The sequence below is a fragment of the Streptomyces sp. NPDC001816 genome, from assembly GCF_042892235.1.
GTDB lineage: Bacteria > Actinomycetota > Actinomycetes > Streptomycetales > Streptomycetaceae > Streptomyces.
Map to the genome: position 1 here is coordinate 587,934 of NZ_JBIATY010000003.1, position 18,246 is coordinate 606,179.

An 18,246-nucleotide genomic window follows, 5' to 3' on the forward strand; every position below is an offset into this window, starting at 1 on the left:
CTGCGTCTCGGCTGTCGATCCATCATCTGTCGTCTGCCTGTGGGAGGTTGGTGGGCCTTTTTGGACTTTAGCTAGGCGCGGCTGACGCTGACGCCGCCAACCAGGCCCCAGGCGTCGATCCGGACCGTCGGGCCACCCGGCTCGCTCGGACCATCGTCCTTCACTCCGCCCAGGCGCAGCCCGTGGACCTCCACCCGGACGTCGTGGCGGACCTTGAGGCTGACGCCGCCGATCAGGCTCAACTTGGTGATGCGCAGCTCGGTGCCGTCCGGGATGTCAATGTCCGTCAGATCGACGTCGGCACCACCGATGAGGGAAGCAGTGACGGTCCTCTCGTGGAGGGTGGCTCCTGCCAGGCGATGACCGCCGATCAGGCTCACCTTGATGTCGGTCTTCTGTGGGTTCTCCCCGTTGCTCTTCGTCATGAGAAGTACCGTACGGACGTCGACCCGCGAGCCCCAGTGCTCTGCATCCGGTATTGCATATGACAGGTGTCATGCCGGAGCCGACACCGAACCTGAGTGGAACGCAGCGGGCGTTCCTAGCCGAAGCGGCAGCAACCGGCCCCTCCAGCAGCATGGGCCTGGGTGACGGGGAATGGTCACATCGCGAAAATGGCCCGAACAGCTCCCACGTTCCCTCAAGAGTCGGTGGGTACCCACTGACGCACACCGTGGTCGTTCGTGCCGTACCAGTAGTGGGGCAGGCCCTTGATGCTGCTGGTGCGGAACGGGTGGCCGTGGTCGTCGATGCGGACCGTGCCGGTGCGGCCCTGGGATGACCAGTCGAGTTCCAGGTACCAGTTGCAGTCGTAGGCCTCGGTCGTCGCGGTGACCTGCAGCACCTCCGGGTCCTCGGCGGAGACGCGGTAGGGGAACTGCACCGCGGGGACGGGCCTTCCGCTGTCGTTGCCGGGGCGCGCGTGGGCGATCGGGCGGTCGACGTCCAGGTTCACGGAGAAGTTGCGGGGCGGCAGATCACTGCCGCAGCCCTGGCCCATGGCGTACGCGTTGCCGTTGACCGGGGTGCCGCGGCTGACGATACGGACCCGGAGGGCCGCGAGGACCACGGCCGTGGACGACTTCCCCTGCACCGAGATCTGCACCATCGTCTGCCGCCCAGGTACCGCCTGCTGCGTCGCTGCCCACACTCCGGCGTCCTGCTCTGCCGGTGGCGGGGGCACCTGGGCCGGCTCCTTCCCGATGACGTAGTCGTGCCCGCAACCGCCGTCCCAGATCTGCGAGTCGGCGGTCCACGTGAGTGGCACACCGGTTGGCACGGGGGCGTCGCTCTTCGTCTCCGCCGACGATCCGCCCTTCGACTCGGGGCTCTCTGAAGCCCGTACTCCTGTGGAGGGCGAGGCCGAAGAGCGGCTGCGGGAGGGGCTGGCCGCAGTGGCCGAGGGGTGGTGTGACGTACCGGTTCCTGTCGTACGGGACTGACCGGGGGCCTTGGCGGAGTTGTCGTGAGACCGGTCGGCCGACAGCGCCGACATACTGCCCAGCGTCACCAGCAGTACGGTCGCCGTGGCTGCGCCGACGACGGTACGGCGACGGCGGTACCAGGGCCGTCCCGTTGAGCGGACCGCATCCCACTGGGCCGTCGACTCGCGACTGCCCGGTCCCGGAGCGTCGGGAGCAGCCAGTGCGGCGTCGGGGGCGCCCGCATCGAGTCGCGGCGGTGAACCGCTCGTGCCGCCCCCGTCACCACCGATGCCGTCGGCGCCACCACCCACACGGCACGTGCTGCCACCCGCACGCCCCGCCGTCCGGCTGTCCGGACCCGAAGCCCGCTCGTCCCCTGTCGGCTTCAGTGCCCCTTCGGTCTTTGTCGGCTCCGCTGCCTCCTCACCCGCCCTCGGCCGCTGTCGTGCCGTCATCGCGAGCAGCCACAGGCGGTGCAGATCGAGGCGTTCCTCCGGTGTTGCTCCGCAGAAGGCGGCCAACCGCTCCACCGGGGCGTAGTCCTGCGGGACCGTCTCGCCCGCGCAGTAGCGGTGCAGCGTGGAGGTGTTCATGCCGAGACGGCGGGCCAGGGAGCCGTAGCTCCGGTCCGTGCGGTCCTTCAGCCGGCGCAGCAGCGCCGCGAACTGCTCGACGTCGTCCTCGGTCGACACCGCTCCCCCAACCTCCCACGTGTCCCCGTATCTCAGGCGGTCCATATACCTGCACGTCAGATGGGCTGGGATGGTTCCACCCTCGCCGGGCGGGTGTCCGGCGTTGCGCCGAGCCGTCGTGACGGCTGATGCTCTTGGTGTCGCACCGACCAGGACCGGACCGGCCAGTCGGCAGCGGGCGACCAACGACACTCATGCACTCATCCACGGGAGACACCCATGCCCCGGCGCACCCGAGCAGGCCCGCCCCTCGCACTCGCCGTCACGGGCTCGCCCTCGGCACGACGCTCGCCACACTGGCAAACGTCGCGGCCAAGGCGTCGGCTTCCTCACGGCGGCCCAACTCCCGTCGTGTCCAAGCTCGTCCTGAACGGTCGGCAAGGTCACCGCCTGCGTACCGGAGGCGGTGGAACAGGACCGCTGTCTACGCATGGCGCTGGGCGGCGACAGCCCGGACCTGGTACCGGGAGCGCCGCACCGAACTCGACAGGAGCGACCGTCCGTCAGGTCAGCGTGCAGTTGTCCGGGACGGCTGTGGCGAAGGGGCGCTTCTCGCGGCCGAGCAACGAAGTCGAGTCCTGTGCGCACGCATCGAGAAGGCCGGCCCGGAGAACGAGGCCACGCTGAAGGACTACGGCACGCTGCCTGTCGAAGAGGGCAGGCACGGATACGGCCTGCACACGGTGACCTCCTGGGGCGTCTTTGACACCCGTCTCGCGACTTCGGGCATGCGCCGGTGAAGGCCTCCAAGAAGACGGCCGTCACGGGCCGTGGACAAGCTCCGCTGACCGCATGACCGGGGCCGCCCTCCGCCACGGGGGTGGGGAGGGCGGCCAATCGACCACTGACAGGGCCATTCGGCGCGATTCAGCAGGACTTGGTGTCGTCGATCGCACCCCGAGCCGCGGCAGGGGGGAATGGGTCCGCGCAGCAGCAGATGTTCATGACTCCGGGGCAGCGCCCGCCGACCCGAAAAGGCGATAGCCACACGACGGCCCCGGCACGAAGACACCGGGCCGAGAGCAACCACATACGGAAGAGAAAAGGAAGATGCACATGAACAGGAAGTCCCCCTCACACCGCCGTCCGGGCCGCCGCGCGGCCGTCGCCGCCGGCCTCGTCCTGGCTGTCGGACTCGGTGTGTCGACGCAGGTGTCGGCACAGGCATCCGTCCATGCCCCCGCAAAGTCGTCCGACGCCGCACCGCAGTCCGTCAGCGGCACGAGCGGCCAAGTGGTGACCCGGGTCGCCGACTTCTACGGCGCGTACATCGACGCGATCGGCGACTACACGGACCCGGACGCCACGCTGGAAACGGTGCTCCGCAAGCACTACCTGACGCCCGACTTCGCCAAGCGACTGGCGGCCTGGGAGAAGAAGCACGCGGCGGACGGTGTCCTGCGTGCCCAAAACGTCCCGCGGAAGTGGACGGTGACCGACAACGGCGCCGTGGGTAACGGCCATGAGGTCATCGTTACCCTGACCTTCGGCAGCGGGGAGACGACGCAGAAGATCAAGCTTTTCGTGCTGGTGGAGCGGTACAACCACATCGTCGACATCGGCACCACGAGCAACCGCTGACAGCGGAGCCGCTCCACCCGGTCTGCCACACCCCTAATGCGGTGCTCACGCAAGAGCACCCTCCCGGGCCGTCCTCGGGCCGTGGAAGGGCGCTCAGCGATGACCAACGTCGACAGCTGGCGACAGCTCAGCAGCAGATCAGGGCCTTGATCGGTTAGACGGCCGCAGGTCACGGCCGCCGGTGATCAGTTGTGGCTGAGCTGAGCTACAGGCCGTCGCGCTCAACCAACGAACCATCAGGCCCCAGCGTTTAAACGCGCGACGGCTGCATCGCTTCAACCGCCCTCCGTAGTGCCGATTCCTGCTCGGCACGAGCAGGCACATGCGGGTCTTGTACATGGAATCCGTACAACTCGATGGCCTCCGCGTCGACATCATCGGGCTGTGGACGGCCTTCCTGGATGAAGCCGCAGAGCGCACGCAACGCGTCCTCGCCCAGGTCCAAGGGGTGAAAGGGCAGGGGATAGGACTCTTCCTCCTCGTCGGGCCAGGGGACGATGTTGGCCGGGCGGTCTCCAGCCCAGTAGGGCAATTCAAAGGGGAGCGGTTCGCCGATGTTCTCGATGGTGCCGCTGTCCGGGGACAGACTCAGGGAGCGGACGAGGCGCCCGTCCTCCCAGACGGCGAACGCCAGCCAGTCGACGACGCTGTGCATCGCATGCAGGACGAGTCGTCGGCCGGCGCTTGCTGCCACGAGGTGTTCCGGGAGTTGGGAGGGGGAGTCGATCATCACCCTTTGGTCGCCGATGACGTCCACGCCCGGCCAGCTGGCCGCGTACGTCGTTCCCTTCGGGGGGTAGACGCCGTCCCAGAGGTTCGAACCCCCGCATTCCTTCATCTCCCAGCCTGGGTAGAGCCGCCGCATCATGGCGGTAGTCCGGTCAAGGTTCGCCGCGTCCACCTGGCGCAGCAACTCCGGCACGTCACCGTCGGCGTACACCAGCAAACCCGTCTTGGCTCCCAAAGCCCCTCCCCAGAGCGTCATCCTCGATGGCGAACGCACCATAGCCTCGCCCGGAAGTACAGGTCCTGAGGCCGTCAGAAACGTGATGGCCACCGGGCGCATGGGGTTGTACCTTGCCCTCATGACCGACAAGCAAAGGGGCAATGCCGCGTAGGCGCCCGTCAGCCCTTCGGGGTGAACTCCCGGTCCGCCTCTTGAGGCGGCGTCATTACCCGCTCATCGATCGCCTTTCGGGATCTTGCGCAGCTGACCTCAGTCGGCTGGAACGGACCCGCTTCTGGCCCGAAGCCACGGAAGAAGCGTTCTGGCACTGGAAGGCCCTTGCCCAGCTGCCTCTCAGGCACCTTGTGGATCCGCTCGCAGGTCCTGACTGCGGTATCCCTGAGTGCGGGTGTTACGGCGTCAGCTTCCGGGATCATCTCGAAGCCGCGCTTCACGCGTTGCCCAAGAAGAGCGCGCGTGAGTTGCGCGCTGTCGTGCGGGCCCTCGACGAGAAGATCCTGGCGAGAGCCAAGGTCATCCCGGCCGAAAGCCTGGACGTGCCGTGGTGGCGAGGTCAGCTCTAGGAACCCTGGGCGGCCGTCTCGGTTTCCGGCTCATTCAGTTCCGGCTCATTCAGTTTCCGGCTCATTCGACCGAGTTCACCGCCGTTCGGAGAGACGCGAGGCGCGTACGCCACACGCTCGAAGGGCCACTCGCGGGCCAGCCAGTCACTGACGACGCGGTAGAGCTCGGCGTCGAGGGAAGCATGGTCCGCCCGGACCCAGGAGCGGACGCCGGTGACACCGGGGTCCTGGCGTGAGCCGTAGATGTAGACACAGCCGATGACGTCGTCCCCAGGGACCGACAGGACGGTGTAGGTGAATCCGACGCGCCGGTCGAAGTCCTGCGCGTGCCGGCGCAGGTCGTCGAGGTTGGCCTCCAGGGGCATGCCCCCTGGAGGCGGCCAGGAGCGGCCGGTGAAGTCGGGGTTGGCCCGAATGTAGGCGATGCTGGAGGTCCAGGCGGCGTGATCGGCAGCATTGTGCTGAGGGCCGAGGGGCTCCAGGCGGAAGCGGTCGGTGGCAGGCGGGTGCGGTACGGCGAAATCGGGGGCCACGAGGGGGCGGTCGGGTGAGGTCACCGCGGGAGGTTATCCCCGGGCCCCTGCCGATCTCTCGCGAATATCGGGAGACAGCACCGAAGGTCAGGGCGCGGCCGAGGCCGGCTTGCGGAGCATGAACACGTCGATCGGGTCCTCGGTCTCGAGGGTGAAGCCGTGCCGCTCGTACAGCCGCCGGGCCGGGCTGCCCTGCAGCACCTGCAGCCGGACCGGGGTGCCGTCACGGTCGCACCACTTCAGCAGCTCGCGCAGTACGGCCCCGCCGATGCCGCTGCCCTGCAAGTGCGGGGCCAGGTAGAAGTGTTCCAGCCAGTGGGCGTCCTCGGCCGGGCGCAGCGCGACGCAGCCGGCGAACGCGCCGCCCGCCTCGATCACCCAGGTGTGCGCCGGTGCGAACCCGTCCCGCAGCCGCTGCCGCACCCGCCGCTCGTCGTAGCGCCCGAGCCGCTCCAGATCCGCCCGCATCACCACGGCCCGCAGCTCGGCCATCGGCTCGACGTCCGCCATCGACGCCGGCCGCATCTCCCAGTCCCCCATGATCGCCAGGCTATCGCGCCGTGAACGGCACGTTCCTGCCGGTGCATGGCCCGAGATCCACCCGCACCGTCACCAGCTCCGTCCCCATCACCCGCACCACCACCGCGTTGAGCGCCCGCAGCGGGTGCCGGCGGCCGAGGCGGCGCCGGCGGGCGTAGGGGTCGTCTTCGGGCAGGACGTGGGCGGTTCCGCGGTGCCAGGTGAAGCGCAGGCCCTCGCGGAAGCGGACCCACAGCTCGGCCTCGACGCGCGCACCGGACCGCGTGCGGCGCTGGCGGCGGCCCTGCGTGAACTGCTGCCGCTCGACGAGGCGCGGCTCGCGGAGTGCCGTGTGTACGTCGCCTTCGCCGTCCGCGCCGCCACCTCGCCCGTGCTCGCGGTCGTACAGCGGGAGACGCTGGCCGCGATCCATGCCGAGCTGCGGCAGGTGCTGAGCACGGTGCCCGCCCCGCGCCGGGGGCCGCGGCCCGACCCGGAGGTCGAGGCGCGGCTGCTGCTGGCCGTCACCGACGGCCTCGTGTTCGACGCGGTCAGCGCCCCGGGGACCTTCACCCGGGCCGATCTGGAGGCCGCGCTGGACACCTACCTGGACTGGCTGTTTCCGGGCGACCTCGACTGACGCAGCCAACCCCGGACACGGCTCGGCCCTCCTCCCTCCCCCGCTCAGGCCGCCACAGCTTCAGATACCGCTCGGCCCCCTCCCCCGCTCAGGCCGCCAGTCCCGCGCCCCCTGCGCCCCCCGCGTCCCCCTCGTCCCCCTCGTCCCCTTCCGCGCGTTCCGCCGCCGCCCGCGCCGCCAATGCATTCGCCGCCGCGTTGAAGCGCTCCATGGAAGTGGGGTGGTCCGGGCCGAGGACGTACTCCTTGAGGGTGCGGCGGTCGAGGGTCATCGGGTCGGTGTACGGCGCCCGGACCGCGTTCAGGATCTCCGGAAGGCGGGTGCACTCGCGGTCGAGGAGGTAGGCGCCGCCGGCGGTGGTGTAGGCGGCCCGGAACTCGTCGTCGGGCAGGTCGCGGGCGTTGGTGAGGACGTACGGCTTGAGGCCGGCCACGAAGTCGGCGACGACCGACGACACGTCGCTGATGAGGATGTCCGCCTGGTTGAAGCACTCGTAGAGGGCGGGCAGTTGCTTGAGGATCACGTTGTGGCGGACCGGACCCCGGCTCTCCCAGAAGATCCGGTGCCACTCGGCGCGCAGCTCCTGCCACTCGGCCGCCCCCGCGCGGTCGGGCACCCGGGCCTCGCGCAGCTGCTCGGCGTCGTCGCCGCCGAGCCGGCCGGCCAGCTCGTCGAGGCGGGCCTGTATCTCCTGCAGCCGGGGCTTCGCCGCGGCGACCGCGGCCTCCGCCTCCGCCGCGCCACGCTGCTCGTTGTCGGCCCGCAGCAGCTCGCGGATCGCCTTGTCGGCCGCGGCCGCCTCGGCGGAGCGCTTGCCGGTGAGCGGGTGCGGCTTGTAGATGACCCGGACGTTCTGCGCGAGGAGCTGCTCGATCAGGGGAACGCCCATCGGGATCAGCGAGGTGTGGCAGTCGTCGTCGCTCCAGCCCTCCCAGGTGGGCGCGTAGAGGACGACGGGGAGCAGGCCGGGTGTGTGCTCGGCGTGCAGGCGGATCGGGGAGAGTTGCGGGCGGCCCACCTCGACGATGGCGCTGTCGCTGATGGCGTGCCGGACCCGCTGGTAGCGGTCGCGGCCCGCGCGGCCGGCCACCCAGATCTCGTCGTACACCTTGCTGACCCGGTTGCTGCTGGCGAGCTTGTCGCTGTCGCCGTGGCCGATGAAGACGTGCTTGGCCTCGGCCACCCGCAGCATGTGCACGTTCTTGCCCGCGTTGCCCGGGTAGAGGACGACCCGGACGCCGGACAGCTCCAGTTCGGCCAGGTCGTCGGCCTTGGGGACGCAGACCACCGGGATCCAGGTGCGGCTGAGATGACGGAACGAGGCACGCTCCCGAAGGATGATGACCGGGCGCAGGTCGAGCTGCTCCAGCGTCTCGATCCACATGTTGACCTGGTACATGAAGTCCCGGGAGACGGAGGCGAAGCTGAAGTACAGCGCCACCTCGGGGCGGTATCCGGCGAGTTGGCGGTTGACCTCGGCGAACACCTCGTCCCGGGTGGGCATGCGGCGGACCCTGCGGTACTGGCCCAGCAGCGCGAGGACGCCCGCCACGGTCACACCGACGGTGAGCGCGAAGCCGGTGTACGCAGGTCCCCAGGTCCCGGCGGCCAGCGCGGCGAGGAGGCCGGCGTGGGCCGGCAGGTCCAGGTGGAGGAGCTTGCGCAGGAAGCGGCGGTAGAGGAGGGCGGGCGGCTGCTTCGGGACGGGCAGCCCGCTCATGTCGAGGTTGCGCACGACAAGCGGCAGCACCCGGCGCCGGCGGATCGCATGATGCACCGCCGTGTACAGCATCATCATCGCGAAGTGGGCGCTGAAGACAGCGAGCGCAGCGACCAGCACCTCGTCCGGCGCGTCCATCCGGCTGGCCAGCGCGAGCAGCATCACCGTGCGGACGGCGAACCGCAGCGGGCGGGTGAGCTGCAGCGTCGCCAGCCTGCGCACGAAGCCCGGAGCCCTGGAGTGCAGCACCTCGTCCGCCAGATACGTCACCGCCGACGCCGCGGCGAAGCCCCACAGGGACGGGAGCAGCGCGAAGACGGGCAGCGCGGCGAAGCCGGCGCCGAGCAGGAGTACGAGGAGCAGGTCGGCCGCCCCGCGCACGCGCAGGACACCACACAACCGACGGATCGTCATCAGCAGGATTCCTCTTCAAAGATGGCAGGCGCGTGGTGGGGCAAACGCCGCTGTTCGCCAGTTCGACGTAAGAAGAGGGTGAAGAGTTGTACACCAGACAGAAAGAAACAGTTCACGTTCCGTTTGGCTGGTGTATGGCGCCCGGCGCCCGCTCCGGACCTGCCGGTACAGTCGCCGCGGGGAAGGGAGAGGCGACGTGCGACTTCGCTGCGCGGTACTGGACGACTTCCAGGGTGTGGCCACCGAGTCGGCCGACTGGTCGGTGATCGAGGATCAGGTGGAGGTCGTCGCACTGCGCGAGCACCTCGACGGCGAGGACGCCCTCGCCACGGCCCTCGCCGACTACGACATCGTCGTCACCCTGCGCGAACGCGTCCCGTTCCCCGGCTCGTTGATCGCCCGTCTGCCGCGGCTGAGGCTGCTCGTCGCCTCGGGGATGCGCAACAGCGTCATCGACTACGCCGCCGCCGAGGCGCACGGCGTCACCGTGTGCGGTACGGCGAGTGCGTCGACGCCTCCCGTGGAGCTGACCTGGGCGCTGCTGCTGGGCCTGGCCCGCGGGATCGTCGAGGAGAGCGAGGCGCTGCGCTCCGGCGGGCCCTGGCAGTCCACCGTCGGCGCCGACCTGCACGACCGCCGGCTCGGGCTGCTCGGGCTCGGGAAGATCGGCGCCCGGGTGGCGCAGGTCGGGCTCGCCTTCGGCATGCACGTCGCTGCCTGGAGCCAGAACCTGACCAAGGAACGGGCCGAGGAGGTGGGCGTGGAGCTCGCCGCCTCCAAGGAGGACCTGCTGGCCACCAGCGACTTCGTCTCCGTCCACCTGGCCCTCGGCGACCGCACCCGGGGCCTCGTCGGCGCCGCCGAACTGGCTCTGATGAAGCCGGACGCCTACCTGGTCAACACCTCCCGCGCGGCGATCGTGGACCAGGACGCCCTGCTGGCCGCGCTCCACGAGGGCCGGATCGCGGGCGCCGGTGTCGATGTCTTCGACGTCGAGCCGCTGCCCGCGGACCATCCGATGCGCACCGCACCCCGCCTCCTCGCCACGCCCCACCTCGGCTATGTGTCCCGGGCCAACTACGCGACGTACTACGGCCAGGCGGTGGAGGACATCCAGGCCTACCTCGCGGGTTCTCCGGTACGACGGCTGCCCTGAGGTCCCGTCACACGGCGGCAGGACCGGTGACCGGTGATCGGTACGGGCATCCGCTTGACGGTGCGTCAATCAGTCTCCGGACGCCGGTAGATCCCCTCGCTCCGGTGCAGATGGTGGAGGTCCACCAGATAGCGCCGGAGCGTCACATGGTCGATCTCGTCGGAGTCCTCGCACCAGGCGCGCAGGCGCTCGTTCACGACCCGCTCCGGGTACTCGACGCCCGGCTCGAAGGTCCGCTCGGCGATGTGCCGCAGTACCAGCTTCTTCCGGGTCCACTGGGCAGGCAGCCGTACCAGCCGCCCGTCCCGTACGAAGGTGTCCAGGACGGCGTTCGTCCCGTCCCCGGCCCGTGGCGTCGGCCGCTCCCGCCGGGCCAGCTCGCGGAACAGGTCGTAGGAGACGGCCGGTCCGCCCTGCGCACCGTCCGTCACCACGCCCTGTTCGCGCAGCCGCAGCAGCGCCAGCGCCGTGTCCTTCGCCGACAGTCCGGCCACCTCGGCGATCCGCTCGGGGCTGTCCGCGCCCAGTGCCACGGCGGCGAGGACACGCAGCCGGCTCTTTTCGGCCAGCAGCCCGATCAGCTGCCGGGCCCGCTCGGCCGTGGCTGCGCCGGCGTCGGTATCGGTATCGGTGTCGGTGTCGGTGTCGGTGGTCATGACCGGAGGCTAGGGGGACGGCCGCACCCGACGCCTCCCATTAACACCCGCCCGAGACGGTGACCTACCGCCGGCTACTGGCTCGGTCCCGTGCCCAGGGCGGCGCCGGGGACGGTCTGCAGAACCGGGGCGATGACGCCGGCCTGGGGAAGCCTGAGGTCCGGGAGGCCGAAGTTGTCCGGGTTGGGCTGGGTCAGGGGGGCGTCCAGTGCCAGGCCGGGGCTCAGGGTGCGCAGATCGGAGGCGGGGGCGCCCACGCCGACCTGGTCGAAGCCGTCACCGAGGACGTGCGGAAGGGGTGTCCTGAGGTCCGCGCCGGGCAGGGCGCCGGTCACCGGCAGCTGGGGCAGCGTCCGCTCGGGCAGGAGCCGGCCGGTGACGTACCGCGGCCCGTCGGGGGCGCCCGGCGTCAGCAGCGGTACCTCCAGACCGGCCTTGGGCATCTCCATGTTCAGGGAGTCGGAGACGCCTTCCAGCGGCACGGGGACGGGGACCGCACCGACCGCAGCGGCGGGGCCGGCGGCCCCCACGACGGCCGCGACGCCCGTGACGAATGCGGCAAGGGTTCCTCGGGTGGTCGACTTCATGGCGGGTACGGGCCCTTTCAGGATCCGGGGGTTCGACGTCCGTACCGCGTAACGAGCCGGAAAACGCCGTCAGTGCACATTTCGCCCGGGTGCAGCAACTGTCGGCTCGTCATCCATCAGCTCGTCAGCTCGTCATTCGCCAGCTGGTCATTCGTCAGCTGGTCATTCGTCAGCTGGTCCAGAAGTCCCACCATCGCGTCAGTACGAGCATGCCGACGACACCGACGTGCAGGACCGGAAGCAGCCAGGTGAACTCCGTGAAGAAGGTCCTGAGCCATGCGGGGGCGGGCAGGAACCCGTTTCTGACGACGAGCGAGGTGGCGTACCAGAACATGACGATCGTGGCGACCCACGCCAGAGCGCACCACAGGCACAGCGCGTTGATCCGGTACAGCGACTGGAACTGCAGCCAGGTGCAGAACCCCACACCGAACAGGCATCCGGCCTCGAACAGCAGCCAGTACCAGCCGGGGAACAGGGCGTCCGCCAGCAGGCTCACGCCGACGCAGACGACGATGCCGTAGGCCACCAGGCCCAGCATCGGGTTGGGGAACCCGAAGGCCGAGGCCTGGTCGCTCTTCATCACGCTGCCGCAGGACACCACCGGGTTCAGACTGCACCCGGGGACGAAGTTCGGGTTCTCCAGCAGCTTGAACTTGTCGAGGGTGATGACCCAGGAGGCGAGCAGTCCGGCCGCCCCGGTGATCACCAGCAGCAGCCCGAACCCCCTGCCGCTGGCCAGGGCCCTGGGCATCAGCGGCGCAGGCTGCGGACCGGCAGGACGATGTGCGCGGCGGCCTTCAGGGTCTCGTCCGCACCGGCGAAGGCGGCCAGCGCGGCGGGCTCGACGGGCTTGCCGGGCTCGCCCTCGGGCCAGGCGCGGGTGGTGAAGACGAGGTGGGCGTAGCCGCGCTTGGCCGCGGCGGCGAGCCACTCCGGCGGCGCGTCGGCCTGGGCGACCAGCTGCGGCATGTTGAGGACGGCCTGGCCGGCCTCGACGAGCAGGGTGACGGGCAGGCTCGGCTTGGTGGTGCCGTCGACCAGGTCGCCGCCGACCGGCAGTCCGTTGCGCTCCAGCAGCTGCCCGACCGCGGCGGCGGTGGCCTCCGGGCCTCCCTCGGCGTCCCCGAGGGAGTAGGCCAGCAGGTAGGGCATGTCGCTGCCGTCGGGTGCCTCGCCGCTCCAGGGAAGGACGACGAGCGTGCCGAGGGCGGCGGCGCGGAAGGGGCGGGCTTCACTTGAGGTTGAGGTCACCGCGCGACCTTATCGACGGGGTGTGGCGCGGCCCGGCGGCTTCTCACCCTTACGGCCCAGCGCCCGGGGCCGCTCCACACGATCGAGGGAAGGGGTCTCGAACCTCAGCTCTGCAGGGGCAGGCCGCCGAGCAGCGGGTTGTGCTGGTTCAGGGCACCGGTGGCGCCCTTGACCGTGCTGAGCACGGAGTCCTTGTTCTCGGTGTTGAGCGCGTCCGACTGATGCTGCAGCGGCATGACGTCGTTCAGGGTGAGGCCGCCCTTGGAGAGTGTGTTCACGGCGCCGTTGAGGCTGGTGGGCGTGAGGTCGGCGGTGCTGTGGGCGGCGAACGCGGGCGCGGCGACGCCGACGAGGGCCACGGAACCGGCAACGACAGCGGCAGCCTTCAGGGACTTCATCCTGTTCCTTTCTTCGACAACTCAGGTCACCCCAGGGAGTTCTGACGCCGTGCCTAACGACTTCCCTCCGGGCCGGAAACCCCGCGCCGAGAAGACATATGAGATCCCCCTCTCCCGCCCGTGAACAGCGCTCGGCCGTCGTGCCCGACGGTGACGACGGGCACGACGGCCGACAGCGGGGGTCGCGAGGATCAGCCCGTGGGCGTCGGCGGGGCCGTCGGCAGGCTGGGCAGCGGCAGGCCGTCGAGGATCGAGGTGATCAGGTCGACCAGGTCGCTCACAGCTCCGGTGACGGCGTCCGGCAGCCCGTCGAGGTTGGAGGTGACGGCCTGGATCAGCGCGTCGATCGCGTTCTGCAGGTCGTCGGTGAGGTCGCGGGCCTGGGTGGCCTTGACGTCACTCTTGGCGAACGTGGTCAGCAGGGGCGCGGCCGGGACGGCGGGCTTGCTCGGCTCGGCGGGCACGGTCGGCGCGCCCACGCTCGGGCTGGGCGGCAGGGACGGGGTGGCGGGCACGGTCGGCTTCGCGGACTCGCTCGGGGAAGCCGACGTACTCGGCGAGGCCGACATACTCGGCGAGGCGGACGTACTCGGCGAGGCGGACGTACTCGGCGAGGCATCCGTATTCGGTGTGGCCGGAGCGGTGGGTGTCGCCGGGGCCGTGGGAGTCGCCGGGGCCGTGGGTGTCGCCGGAGTGGTCGGCGAAGCCGGATCGGTGGGTTTGGCCGGCGCGGTCGGCGTCGCCGGCGTCGTCGGTGCTGTCGCGGCGGCCTTGGCGATGGCTTCCTTGGCCGCGTCGCCGAGCTTCCGGGCCTGGTCGGGGGTCAGTCGGCCCCTCTGAAGGGACTGGTCGAGCAGGTCGACGACCGGGTTGAGCGCGGGTCGACATTGCGCAGGGACCTGACCTGGGAGAGCAGCGCATCGGCGCCGGGGACCGCCGAGTGGGAGCCGGCGTGGGTGCGCTCCCGGGCCGAGTCGGCGGCGACGGCGGCGGGGCCGGCGATGCCGACCAGGAGGGCGGCGCAGAGGGTGGTGGACGCGAGACGCCGCACGGGCAGCACACGCATGGGGTTCCTTTCGGTGGGGGCAGGGGTATGAGCCCACCGTTGAACCAGCCATGACGTTCCGCAATCGCTCGCCCACCCGGAGTGAACCATCCGGGGGGGGACCAGAACCGGCCGCCGACCCGCGGACGATGCGCGGGCGGGCGGCCGGCCCAAGGGTTGCGTCCCGACGTCAGCCGTTGGCGCAGGTGTTGCCGAACGCCGGGTTCAGCAGACCGACGACGTTGACGGTGTTGCCGCAGGCGTTGACCGGCACGTGGACCGGGACCTGGACGACGTTGCCCGACGCCACGCCCGGCGAGTTGGCGGCGGAGCCGAGCGCGCCGGAGTCGGCGGCAGCCACACCGGCACCGCCGGCGACGGCCGCGATGGCGGCGGAGGTCAGGACCAGACCCTTCGCGATACGCGACATGGAGAGATGCTCCTTGGAATCGACACAAACATCCGGGCGGGATGCCCGGCGCTGTGTCAACGCACAGCGCCCCTCGGAGTTGTGCCGCCATTGGGGTGATCCCCGTCCCTGGATCGCGGCCAGTGCGTCCGGTCCGGCCGGGGCCTGGTGGGTGCGGGAGCGGGTGGAGAGCCGGGAGGAGGTGCTGCTCGGCCAGGAGGTGGCGGCCGCACGTGAGGTGCAGGGCGGGCTGCGCCTGGAGACGGTGGCCCGGCGGGGCGGGGCGCGGACGCTGGAGACCGGGCACGTCATCGCGGCGACCGGGTTCCGGGCCGGCCGCGACCGGCCGCGACCGCTCTCCCCCGAGCTGCGCGCGCTGCCGGCGACGGCGGCCGACAGCGCCCCGGCGGTGGGGATGGACTTCGAGTCGTCGTACCCCGCCGGCCTGTTCCTGGCCGGTCTGGTCACGGCCCCGGGCTTCGGCCCGGCGATGCGCTTCGTACACGGCGCGACCTTCACGGCGGGCACGCTGGTGCGCGGGGCCGACGCCGACTGCGCGCGGGGTCGGCGGATCCCGGCCGCACGGCGTGGCGAGATGCCGGAGACGGTACGGCACTGAAGGATGCGGGACGGCGCCACTGCGGAGGGCGCCTGCGTGTGGCAGGAACGCGGGGTGCCGGGCACTGGGGTCCGGCACCCCGCGCGCTACCGACCGGCGGCCGTCCGGCTGCGTCGGTACAGAACCGCCCCTGCCGCGAGCAGCGCGGCACCGGCGGCCGAGGTCGCCAGCATGGCCCCTGTGTCACCACCGGTGTGCGCCAGGCCGGGCGGCTGCCCCGGCTGCTGGTCGCCGCCGCCGTAGAGGGGCGCAGTCGAGTGTTCACCGCCGCCGTACGCGGGCAGAGTCCTGTGAACCTCGCCGCCATAGGGAGGCACAGTGGTGTGGCTGCCACCACGCGGAGACGGAATCGTGTGGCTGCCGCCGCTGCGCGAGGACGCGGCCTCGTCGCTGCCACCGCTCGTCGAACCGTGCGTGTTGGCACAGGAGTTGCCGAACGCCGGGTTCAACGCACCAGCAGCATCCACGGAGTTGCCGCAGACGTTGACCGGGACGTCCACCGGGACCTGGACAGTGTTGCCGGACAGCACGCCGGGCGAGCCCTGGGCGGCGCCCTGCGCGCCCGTGTCGGCGAACGCGTGGCTGCCGCACAAGGACACCATCCCTGTCGCGGCGGCGGCCACGACCATGCCCTTGCTGAGGGTCTGTCGCAATCTCGTTGTCTTCCTGCTCGAAGAAGTGGGAAGGCCGGCCTCGGGACGAAGAGATCGAAGGATCGACGGTCCGAGGCCGGCCAGGACACAGCCGGTGGGCTGGTTCGTTGCGTTACGTGCGTCAGCCGTTGGCGCAGGTGTTGCCGAACGCCGGGTTCAGCAGCGCGATGATGTCCACCGTGTTGCCGCAGACGTTGAGCGGCACGTGGACCGGGACCTGGACCACGTTGCCGGACAGCACGCCGGGGGAGTTGGACGCCTCGCCGGTTGCCCCGGCGTCGGCGAACGCGGGAGCCGCCCCGCCCAGGGCCAGGATGGCGCCGGCGACGACGGCAGCGCTCTTCTTCATGAACTTTCCCTTCTCTGCGGTCATGCCCCTATGACGGCCGAAACCGAGCGAGCACAGCTTGAACGGCTCGCACCATGACCGGCAGGTTGTAAAACGAGGGATAGACAGCCGAAGAAACTGCGGAACGCGCGTCGTCCTGGAATTCACTCGAACGCCTTCAGAGAATTGACAAGTTGGCGTATGCGTGGAGAAACGCTTCTTCGAGAAGGGCCGGGAAAGACAGCGAAAGCCGCCCGGGCAGCGGCGGGGAACTCCGCGCGCCACCCGAGCGGCCTTCGGACCGGAGCGGGTCAGCCGTTGCCGGTGCCGTTGCCCGCCAGGACGGCGATGTCGTCCGCGATGTGCGACAGCGGCTCGTCACCCTTGGCCTGGGTCGAGTTCTCGACACACTGCTGGTTCTGCGGCGCGGACAGGACCGGGATGTCCTGCACGCCGACGTTGACGGCGGCGAGGATGGACTGGGCGTTGGCCTTCGCCGGCAGGCCGACGCACAGCTTGTTGAGCGAGCTCTGGACCAGCGACAGCTGCGGGCTCATGTTCCCGGCCGTGGTGGAGTTGCCGAACGCCTCCTGGGCCTGGTTGCCGCTCTGAGCCGTGGTGCCCGTGTCGTTGCCGATGGCAAGCGCCTGGGGGGCCACCGCCGCCGACACGCCGATCACGGACGCGGCGACCGCCGCCGCGGCCATTGCCTTCTTCAGCATTTCGCTTTCCTTTCCTCACTGCTCGCCAAGACGCACGTTCCTGCCCGGCATCAACCACGCCCGAACCGATAGGTTGCGGGGCATCAGCGGGGCATCACCCGATCGGATCGTTCGACTCCGTGGATTCCGTGGAATTCCCCTGCCGTTCGCCCCTCGCGCATGCGTCACGGCCCCCGCGTAGGCCATCAGAGTGAAGGACAGCAACCCATCGCCTGATGGGCAGTTGACCAGGACGCTCCGATGGACGGGGTTTCTCCAGAAGGGAATTGCAAGTGATCAAGAAGGTTCTGGCCTCCGCCGCGGTCGCCGCCTCCGTCGTCGGCTTCTCCGCCACCGCCGCGTCGCCGGCCCTCGCCACCGGCAACGACACGGGCACCACCGCCCTCAGCGGCAACGACGCCGTTCAGTCGTTCGGCAACTCCAGCACGAGCGGGGACCTGAGCCCCCAGCTGGCGCTCATCCAGGGCTCGTTCAACAAGCCCTGCATCGGGCTGCCGGCCAAGGTCAACGCCCAGTCCATTCTGGCGCTGGTCAACGTCGGCGTGCAGGACATCCCGGTCCTGTCCGCGCCGCAGAACCAGCAGTGTGTCGAGAACTCCACCCAGGCCAAGGGTGACGAGCCGCTCTCGCACATCCTGGACGACATCTCCGCGCTGTCCGCCAACGGCACCAGCAACAGCTGATCCGGAGATCGCCCCGGCCCTGCACGGGCCCTCCCCGACGGGCCGCCGACTTCTCGGCGGCCCGTCGGCCTGTTCCGGCCCACCCGGATGCACCAAGGCCAGGGCGTTTGCCACCTCATCGGACTGCGCTCCTCCGATCGAGGCAAAGCCCGCAACTCCGGCGCGGCGGGGGCCGTTGACGATCACGCAGCTCCTCCCCGGAGTCCGCCTTTCGAAGGGAACGAACATGAAGAAGCTGTGGGCAACCGCGGCCGTCGCCGCCTCCGTCGCCGGTCTCGCGGGTGCGGCCGCCCCCCAGGCCCTTGCCACCGGCAACGACCACGGCACCACGGCCCAGAGCGGCAACCAGGCCCAGTCCTCGTTCGGCAACTCCGCCACGCTCGGCGACATGAGCCCGCAGCTGTCGCTGGTCCAGGGCTCGGTGAACAAGCCCTGTGTCGGCCTGCCGGCGAAGGTCAACGTCCAGTCGGTGGCCGCGCTCATCGCGAACGTCGGCGTCCAGGACATCCCGGTCCTGTCCGCGCCGCAGAACCAGCAGTGCGCGGAGAACTCGACCCAGGCCAAGGGCGACGAGCCGGCCTCGCACATCCTGGACGACATCTCGGCCCTGTCGGCGAACGGCCAGTCCAACAGCTGAGCAGACTCCCCCGAGCGGCGGGTCACCGGTTCCCCCGGTGGCCCGC

At 70.4% G+C, this 18,246-nt stretch carries 25 protein-coding genes; 8 read left to right on the forward strand and 17 right to left on the reverse strand.

Translation table 11 applies throughout. The features are described from left to right. Positions 1–71: 71 nt before the first annotated feature. Positions 72–425 (reverse strand): hypothetical protein, encoded by a 354-nt coding sequence (locus tag ACFYZZ_RS13690; protein WP_389174952.1) that lies wholly within the window; start codon positions 423–425, stop codon positions 72–74. Positions 426–640: 215 nt separating this feature from the next. After that, a complete protein-coding gene (locus tag ACFYZZ_RS13695) occupies positions 641–2,161 on the reverse strand; it encodes an XRE family transcriptional regulator (RefSeq protein ID WP_389174955.1) in 1,521 nt (506 codons plus the stop codon). A gap of 1,011 nt (positions 2,162–3,172) precedes the next feature. Here ACFYZZ_RS13695 and ACFYZZ_RS13700 point away from each other — a divergent pair. Further along, positions 3,173–3,697, forward strand: coding sequence for a hypothetical protein (locus ACFYZZ_RS13700; RefSeq protein ID WP_389174959.1), 525 nt, complete (start codon positions 3,173–3,175; stop codon positions 3,695–3,697). A gap of 250 nt (positions 3,698–3,947) precedes the next feature. Here ACFYZZ_RS13700 and ACFYZZ_RS13705 read toward each other — a convergent pair whose 3' ends face one another. Then, positions 3,948–4,661, reverse strand: coding sequence for a DUF6928 family protein (locus ACFYZZ_RS13705; protein WP_389174962.1), 714 nt, complete (start codon positions 4,659–4,661; stop codon positions 3,948–3,950). Positions 4,662–5,101: 440 nt separating this feature from the next. Here ACFYZZ_RS13705 and ACFYZZ_RS13710 point away from each other — a divergent pair, with 440 nt between their 5' ends. Beyond that, positions 5,102–5,227, forward strand: a complete 126-nt coding sequence (locus ACFYZZ_RS13710; RefSeq protein ID WP_389174964.1) for a hypothetical protein — start codon at positions 5,102–5,104, stop codon at positions 5,225–5,227. On the opposite strand, the gene ACFYZZ_RS13715 is transcribed toward ACFYZZ_RS13710, so the two are convergent. Beyond that, positions 5,224–5,784 carry a GNAT family N-acetyltransferase gene (locus ACFYZZ_RS13715; protein WP_389174967.1) on the reverse strand — a complete coding sequence of 187 codons (561 nt, stop codon included), beginning with the start codon at positions 5,782–5,784 and terminating at the stop codon, positions 5,224–5,226. The genes ACFYZZ_RS13710 and ACFYZZ_RS13715 overlap by 4 nt on opposite strands. Before the next feature lie 63 nt (positions 5,785–5,847). Further along, complete coding sequence (locus tag ACFYZZ_RS13720) at positions 5,848–6,300, reverse strand: GNAT family N-acetyltransferase (protein ID WP_389174969.1); 453 nt, start codon at positions 6,298–6,300, stop codon at positions 5,848–5,850. Between the two features lie 193 nt (positions 6,301–6,493). Between ACFYZZ_RS13720 and ACFYZZ_RS13725 the strand changes: the two genes are divergently transcribed. Then, a complete protein-coding gene (locus tag ACFYZZ_RS13725) occupies positions 6,494–6,919 on the forward strand; it encodes a TetR family transcriptional regulator C-terminal domain-containing protein (protein WP_389174970.1) in 426 nt (141 codons plus the stop codon). An 88-nt stretch (positions 6,920–7,007) separates the two neighbouring features. Here the strand turns inward: ACFYZZ_RS13725 and ACFYZZ_RS13730 are convergent, their stop codons facing one another. Further along, on the reverse strand, positions 7,008–9,053 hold the full coding sequence (locus tag ACFYZZ_RS13730; RefSeq protein ID WP_389174973.1) for a hypothetical protein: 2,046 nt from the start codon (positions 9,051–9,053) through the stop codon (positions 7,008–7,010). Between the two features lie 196 nt (positions 9,054–9,249). Between ACFYZZ_RS13730 and ACFYZZ_RS13735 the strand changes: the two genes are divergently transcribed. Next, positions 9,250–10,209, forward strand: a complete 960-nt coding sequence (locus tag ACFYZZ_RS13735; protein WP_389174975.1) for a D-2-hydroxyacid dehydrogenase family protein — start codon at positions 9,250–9,252, stop codon at positions 10,207–10,209. A 65-nt stretch (positions 10,210–10,274) separates the two neighbouring features. On the opposite strand, the gene ACFYZZ_RS13740 is transcribed toward ACFYZZ_RS13735, so the two are convergent. The 6 genes from ACFYZZ_RS13740 to ACFYZZ_RS13765 all read right to left on the reverse strand — a co-directional run bounded on the left by ACFYZZ_RS13740 (position 10,275) and on the right by ACFYZZ_RS13765 (position 13,619). Next, positions 10,275–10,865: a DUF2087 domain-containing protein gene (locus ACFYZZ_RS13740; protein WP_389174978.1), complete on the reverse strand. Its 591-nt coding sequence runs from the start codon at positions 10,863–10,865 to the stop codon at positions 10,275–10,277. Between the two features lie 74 nt (positions 10,866–10,939). After that, positions 10,940–11,452: a hypothetical protein gene (locus ACFYZZ_RS13745; RefSeq protein ID WP_389174981.1), complete on the reverse strand. Its 513-nt coding sequence runs from the start codon at positions 11,450–11,452 to the stop codon at positions 10,940–10,942. Positions 11,453–11,621: 169 nt separating this feature from the next. Continuing rightward, positions 11,622–12,206: a vitamin K epoxide reductase family protein gene (locus ACFYZZ_RS13750; protein ID WP_389174984.1), complete on the reverse strand. Its 585-nt coding sequence runs from the start codon at positions 12,204–12,206 to the stop codon at positions 11,622–11,624. Continuing rightward, positions 12,206–12,706 carry a DUF5949 family protein gene (locus tag ACFYZZ_RS13755; RefSeq protein WP_389174987.1) on the reverse strand — a complete coding sequence of 167 codons (501 nt, stop codon included), beginning with the start codon at positions 12,704–12,706 and terminating at the stop codon, positions 12,206–12,208. Before ACFYZZ_RS13755 ends, ACFYZZ_RS13750 begins: the two co-directional genes overlap by 1 nt. 104 nt (positions 12,707–12,810) lie before the next feature. After that, positions 12,811–13,104 carry a hypothetical protein gene (locus tag ACFYZZ_RS13760; protein ID WP_389174991.1) on the reverse strand — a complete coding sequence of 98 codons (294 nt, stop codon included), beginning with the start codon at positions 13,102–13,104 and terminating at the stop codon, positions 12,811–12,813. 191 nt (positions 13,105–13,295) lie between these two features. Further along, positions 13,296–13,619: a hypothetical protein gene (locus tag ACFYZZ_RS13765; RefSeq protein WP_389174993.1), complete on the reverse strand. Its 324-nt coding sequence runs from the start codon at positions 13,617–13,619 to the stop codon at positions 13,296–13,298. Here ACFYZZ_RS13765 and ACFYZZ_RS13770 point away from each other — a divergent pair. Further along, positions 13,609–13,944 carry a hypothetical protein gene (locus ACFYZZ_RS13770; protein WP_389174996.1) on the forward strand — a complete coding sequence of 112 codons (336 nt, stop codon included), beginning with the start codon at positions 13,609–13,611 and terminating at the stop codon, positions 13,942–13,944. The genes ACFYZZ_RS13765 and ACFYZZ_RS13770 overlap by 11 nt on opposite strands. Here ACFYZZ_RS13770 and ACFYZZ_RS13775 read toward each other — a convergent pair. Both ACFYZZ_RS13775 and ACFYZZ_RS13780 read right to left on the reverse strand, forming a co-directional pair. Continuing rightward, a complete protein-coding gene (locus ACFYZZ_RS13775; protein ID WP_389174998.1) occupies positions 13,928–14,170 on the reverse strand; it encodes a hypothetical protein in 243 nt (80 codons plus the stop codon). The genes ACFYZZ_RS13770 and ACFYZZ_RS13775 overlap by 17 nt on opposite strands. A gap of 169 nt (positions 14,171–14,339) precedes the next feature. After that, complete coding sequence (locus tag ACFYZZ_RS13780) at positions 14,340–14,579, reverse strand: chaplin (protein ID WP_389175001.1); 240 nt, start codon at positions 14,577–14,579, stop codon at positions 14,340–14,342. A 163-nt stretch (positions 14,580–14,742) separates the two neighbouring features. Between ACFYZZ_RS13780 and ACFYZZ_RS13785 the strand changes: the two genes are divergently transcribed. Then, the gene (locus tag ACFYZZ_RS13785; protein WP_389175003.1) at positions 14,743–15,177 is read left to right on the forward strand and encodes a hypothetical protein; all 435 of its coding nucleotides are present in this window, start codon (positions 14,743–14,745) and stop codon (positions 15,175–15,177) included. A gap of 86 nt (positions 15,178–15,263) precedes the next feature. Here the strand turns inward: ACFYZZ_RS13785 and ACFYZZ_RS13790 are convergent, their stop codons facing one another. The 3 genes from ACFYZZ_RS13790 to ACFYZZ_RS13800 form a co-directional block, all read right to left on the reverse strand. Beyond that, positions 15,264–15,830 (reverse strand): chaplin, encoded by a 567-nt coding sequence (locus ACFYZZ_RS13790; protein ID WP_389175006.1) that lies wholly within the window; start codon positions 15,828–15,830, stop codon positions 15,264–15,266. 121 nt (positions 15,831–15,951) lie between these two features. Further along, positions 15,952–16,203, reverse strand: a complete 252-nt coding sequence (locus ACFYZZ_RS13795; protein WP_389175008.1) for a chaplin — start codon at positions 16,201–16,203, stop codon at positions 15,952–15,954. Between the two features lie 266 nt (positions 16,204–16,469). Continuing rightward, positions 16,470–16,880 (reverse strand): rodlin, encoded by a 411-nt coding sequence (locus tag ACFYZZ_RS13800; RefSeq protein WP_389175010.1) that lies wholly within the window; start codon positions 16,878–16,880, stop codon positions 16,470–16,472. Positions 16,881–17,152: 272 nt separating this feature from the next. On the opposite strand from ACFYZZ_RS13800, the gene ACFYZZ_RS13805 reads away from it, so the two are divergent. Further along, complete coding sequence (locus ACFYZZ_RS13805; RefSeq protein ID WP_386581159.1) at positions 17,153–17,563, forward strand: rodlin; 411 nt, start codon at positions 17,153–17,155, stop codon at positions 17,561–17,563. A 226-nt stretch (positions 17,564–17,789) separates the two neighbouring features. Next, entirely contained in the window at positions 17,790–18,200 is a 411-nt protein-coding gene (locus ACFYZZ_RS13810; RefSeq protein ID WP_386581157.1) for a rodlin, read from the forward strand. Positions 18,201–18,246 lie beyond the last annotated feature (46 nt).

Coding starts and splice junctions, on each gene's coding strand:
- ACFYZZ_RS13760 (WP_389174991.1), bottom strand. CDS start 13,104: ATGAAGTCCCTGAAGGCTGCCGCTGTCGTTGCCGGTTCCGTGGCCCTC.
- ACFYZZ_RS13810 (WP_386581157.1), top strand. CDS start 17,790: ATGAAGAAGCTGTGGGCAACCGCGGCCGTCGCCGCCTCCGTCGCCGGT.
- ACFYZZ_RS13780 (WP_389175001.1), bottom strand. CDS start 14,579: ATGTCGCGTATCGCGAAGGGTCTGGTCCTGACCTCCGCCGCCATCGCG.
- ACFYZZ_RS13730 (WP_389174973.1), bottom strand. CDS start 9,053: ATGACGATCCGTCGGTTGTGTGGTGTCCTGCGCGTGCGCGGGGCGGCC.
- ACFYZZ_RS13745 (WP_389174981.1), bottom strand. CDS start 11,452: ATGAAGTCGACCACCCGAGGAACCCTTGCCGCATTCGTCACGGGCGTC.
- ACFYZZ_RS13795 (WP_389175008.1), bottom strand. CDS start 16,203: ATGACCGCAGAGAAGGGAAAGTTCATGAAGAAGAGCGCTGCCGTCGTC.
- ACFYZZ_RS13750 (WP_389174984.1), bottom strand. CDS start 12,206: ATGCCCAGGGCCCTGGCCAGCGGCAGGGGGTTCGGGCTGCTGCTGGTG.
- ACFYZZ_RS13720 (WP_389174969.1), bottom strand. CDS start 6,300: ATGGGGGACTGGGAGATGCGGCCGGCGTCGATGGCGGACGTCGAGCCG.
- ACFYZZ_RS13695 (WP_389174955.1), bottom strand. CDS start 2,161: ATGGACCGCCTGAGATACGGGGACACGTGGGAGGTTGGGGGAGCGGTG.
- ACFYZZ_RS13740 (WP_389174978.1), bottom strand. CDS start 10,865: ATGACCACCGACACCGACACCGACACCGATACCGATACCGACGCCGGC.
- ACFYZZ_RS13775 (WP_389174998.1), bottom strand. CDS start 14,170: ATGCGTGTGCTGCCCGTGCGGCGTCTCGCGTCCACCACCCTCTGCGCC.
- ACFYZZ_RS13690 (WP_389174952.1), bottom strand. CDS start 425: ATGACGAAGAGCAACGGGGAGAACCCACAGAAGACCGACATCAAGGTG.
- ACFYZZ_RS13700 (WP_389174959.1), top strand. CDS start 3,173: ATGAACAGGAAGTCCCCCTCACACCGCCGTCCGGGCCGCCGCGCGGCC.
- ACFYZZ_RS13800 (WP_389175010.1), bottom strand. CDS start 16,880: ATGCTGAAGAAGGCAATGGCCGCGGCGGCGGTCGCCGCGTCCGTGATC.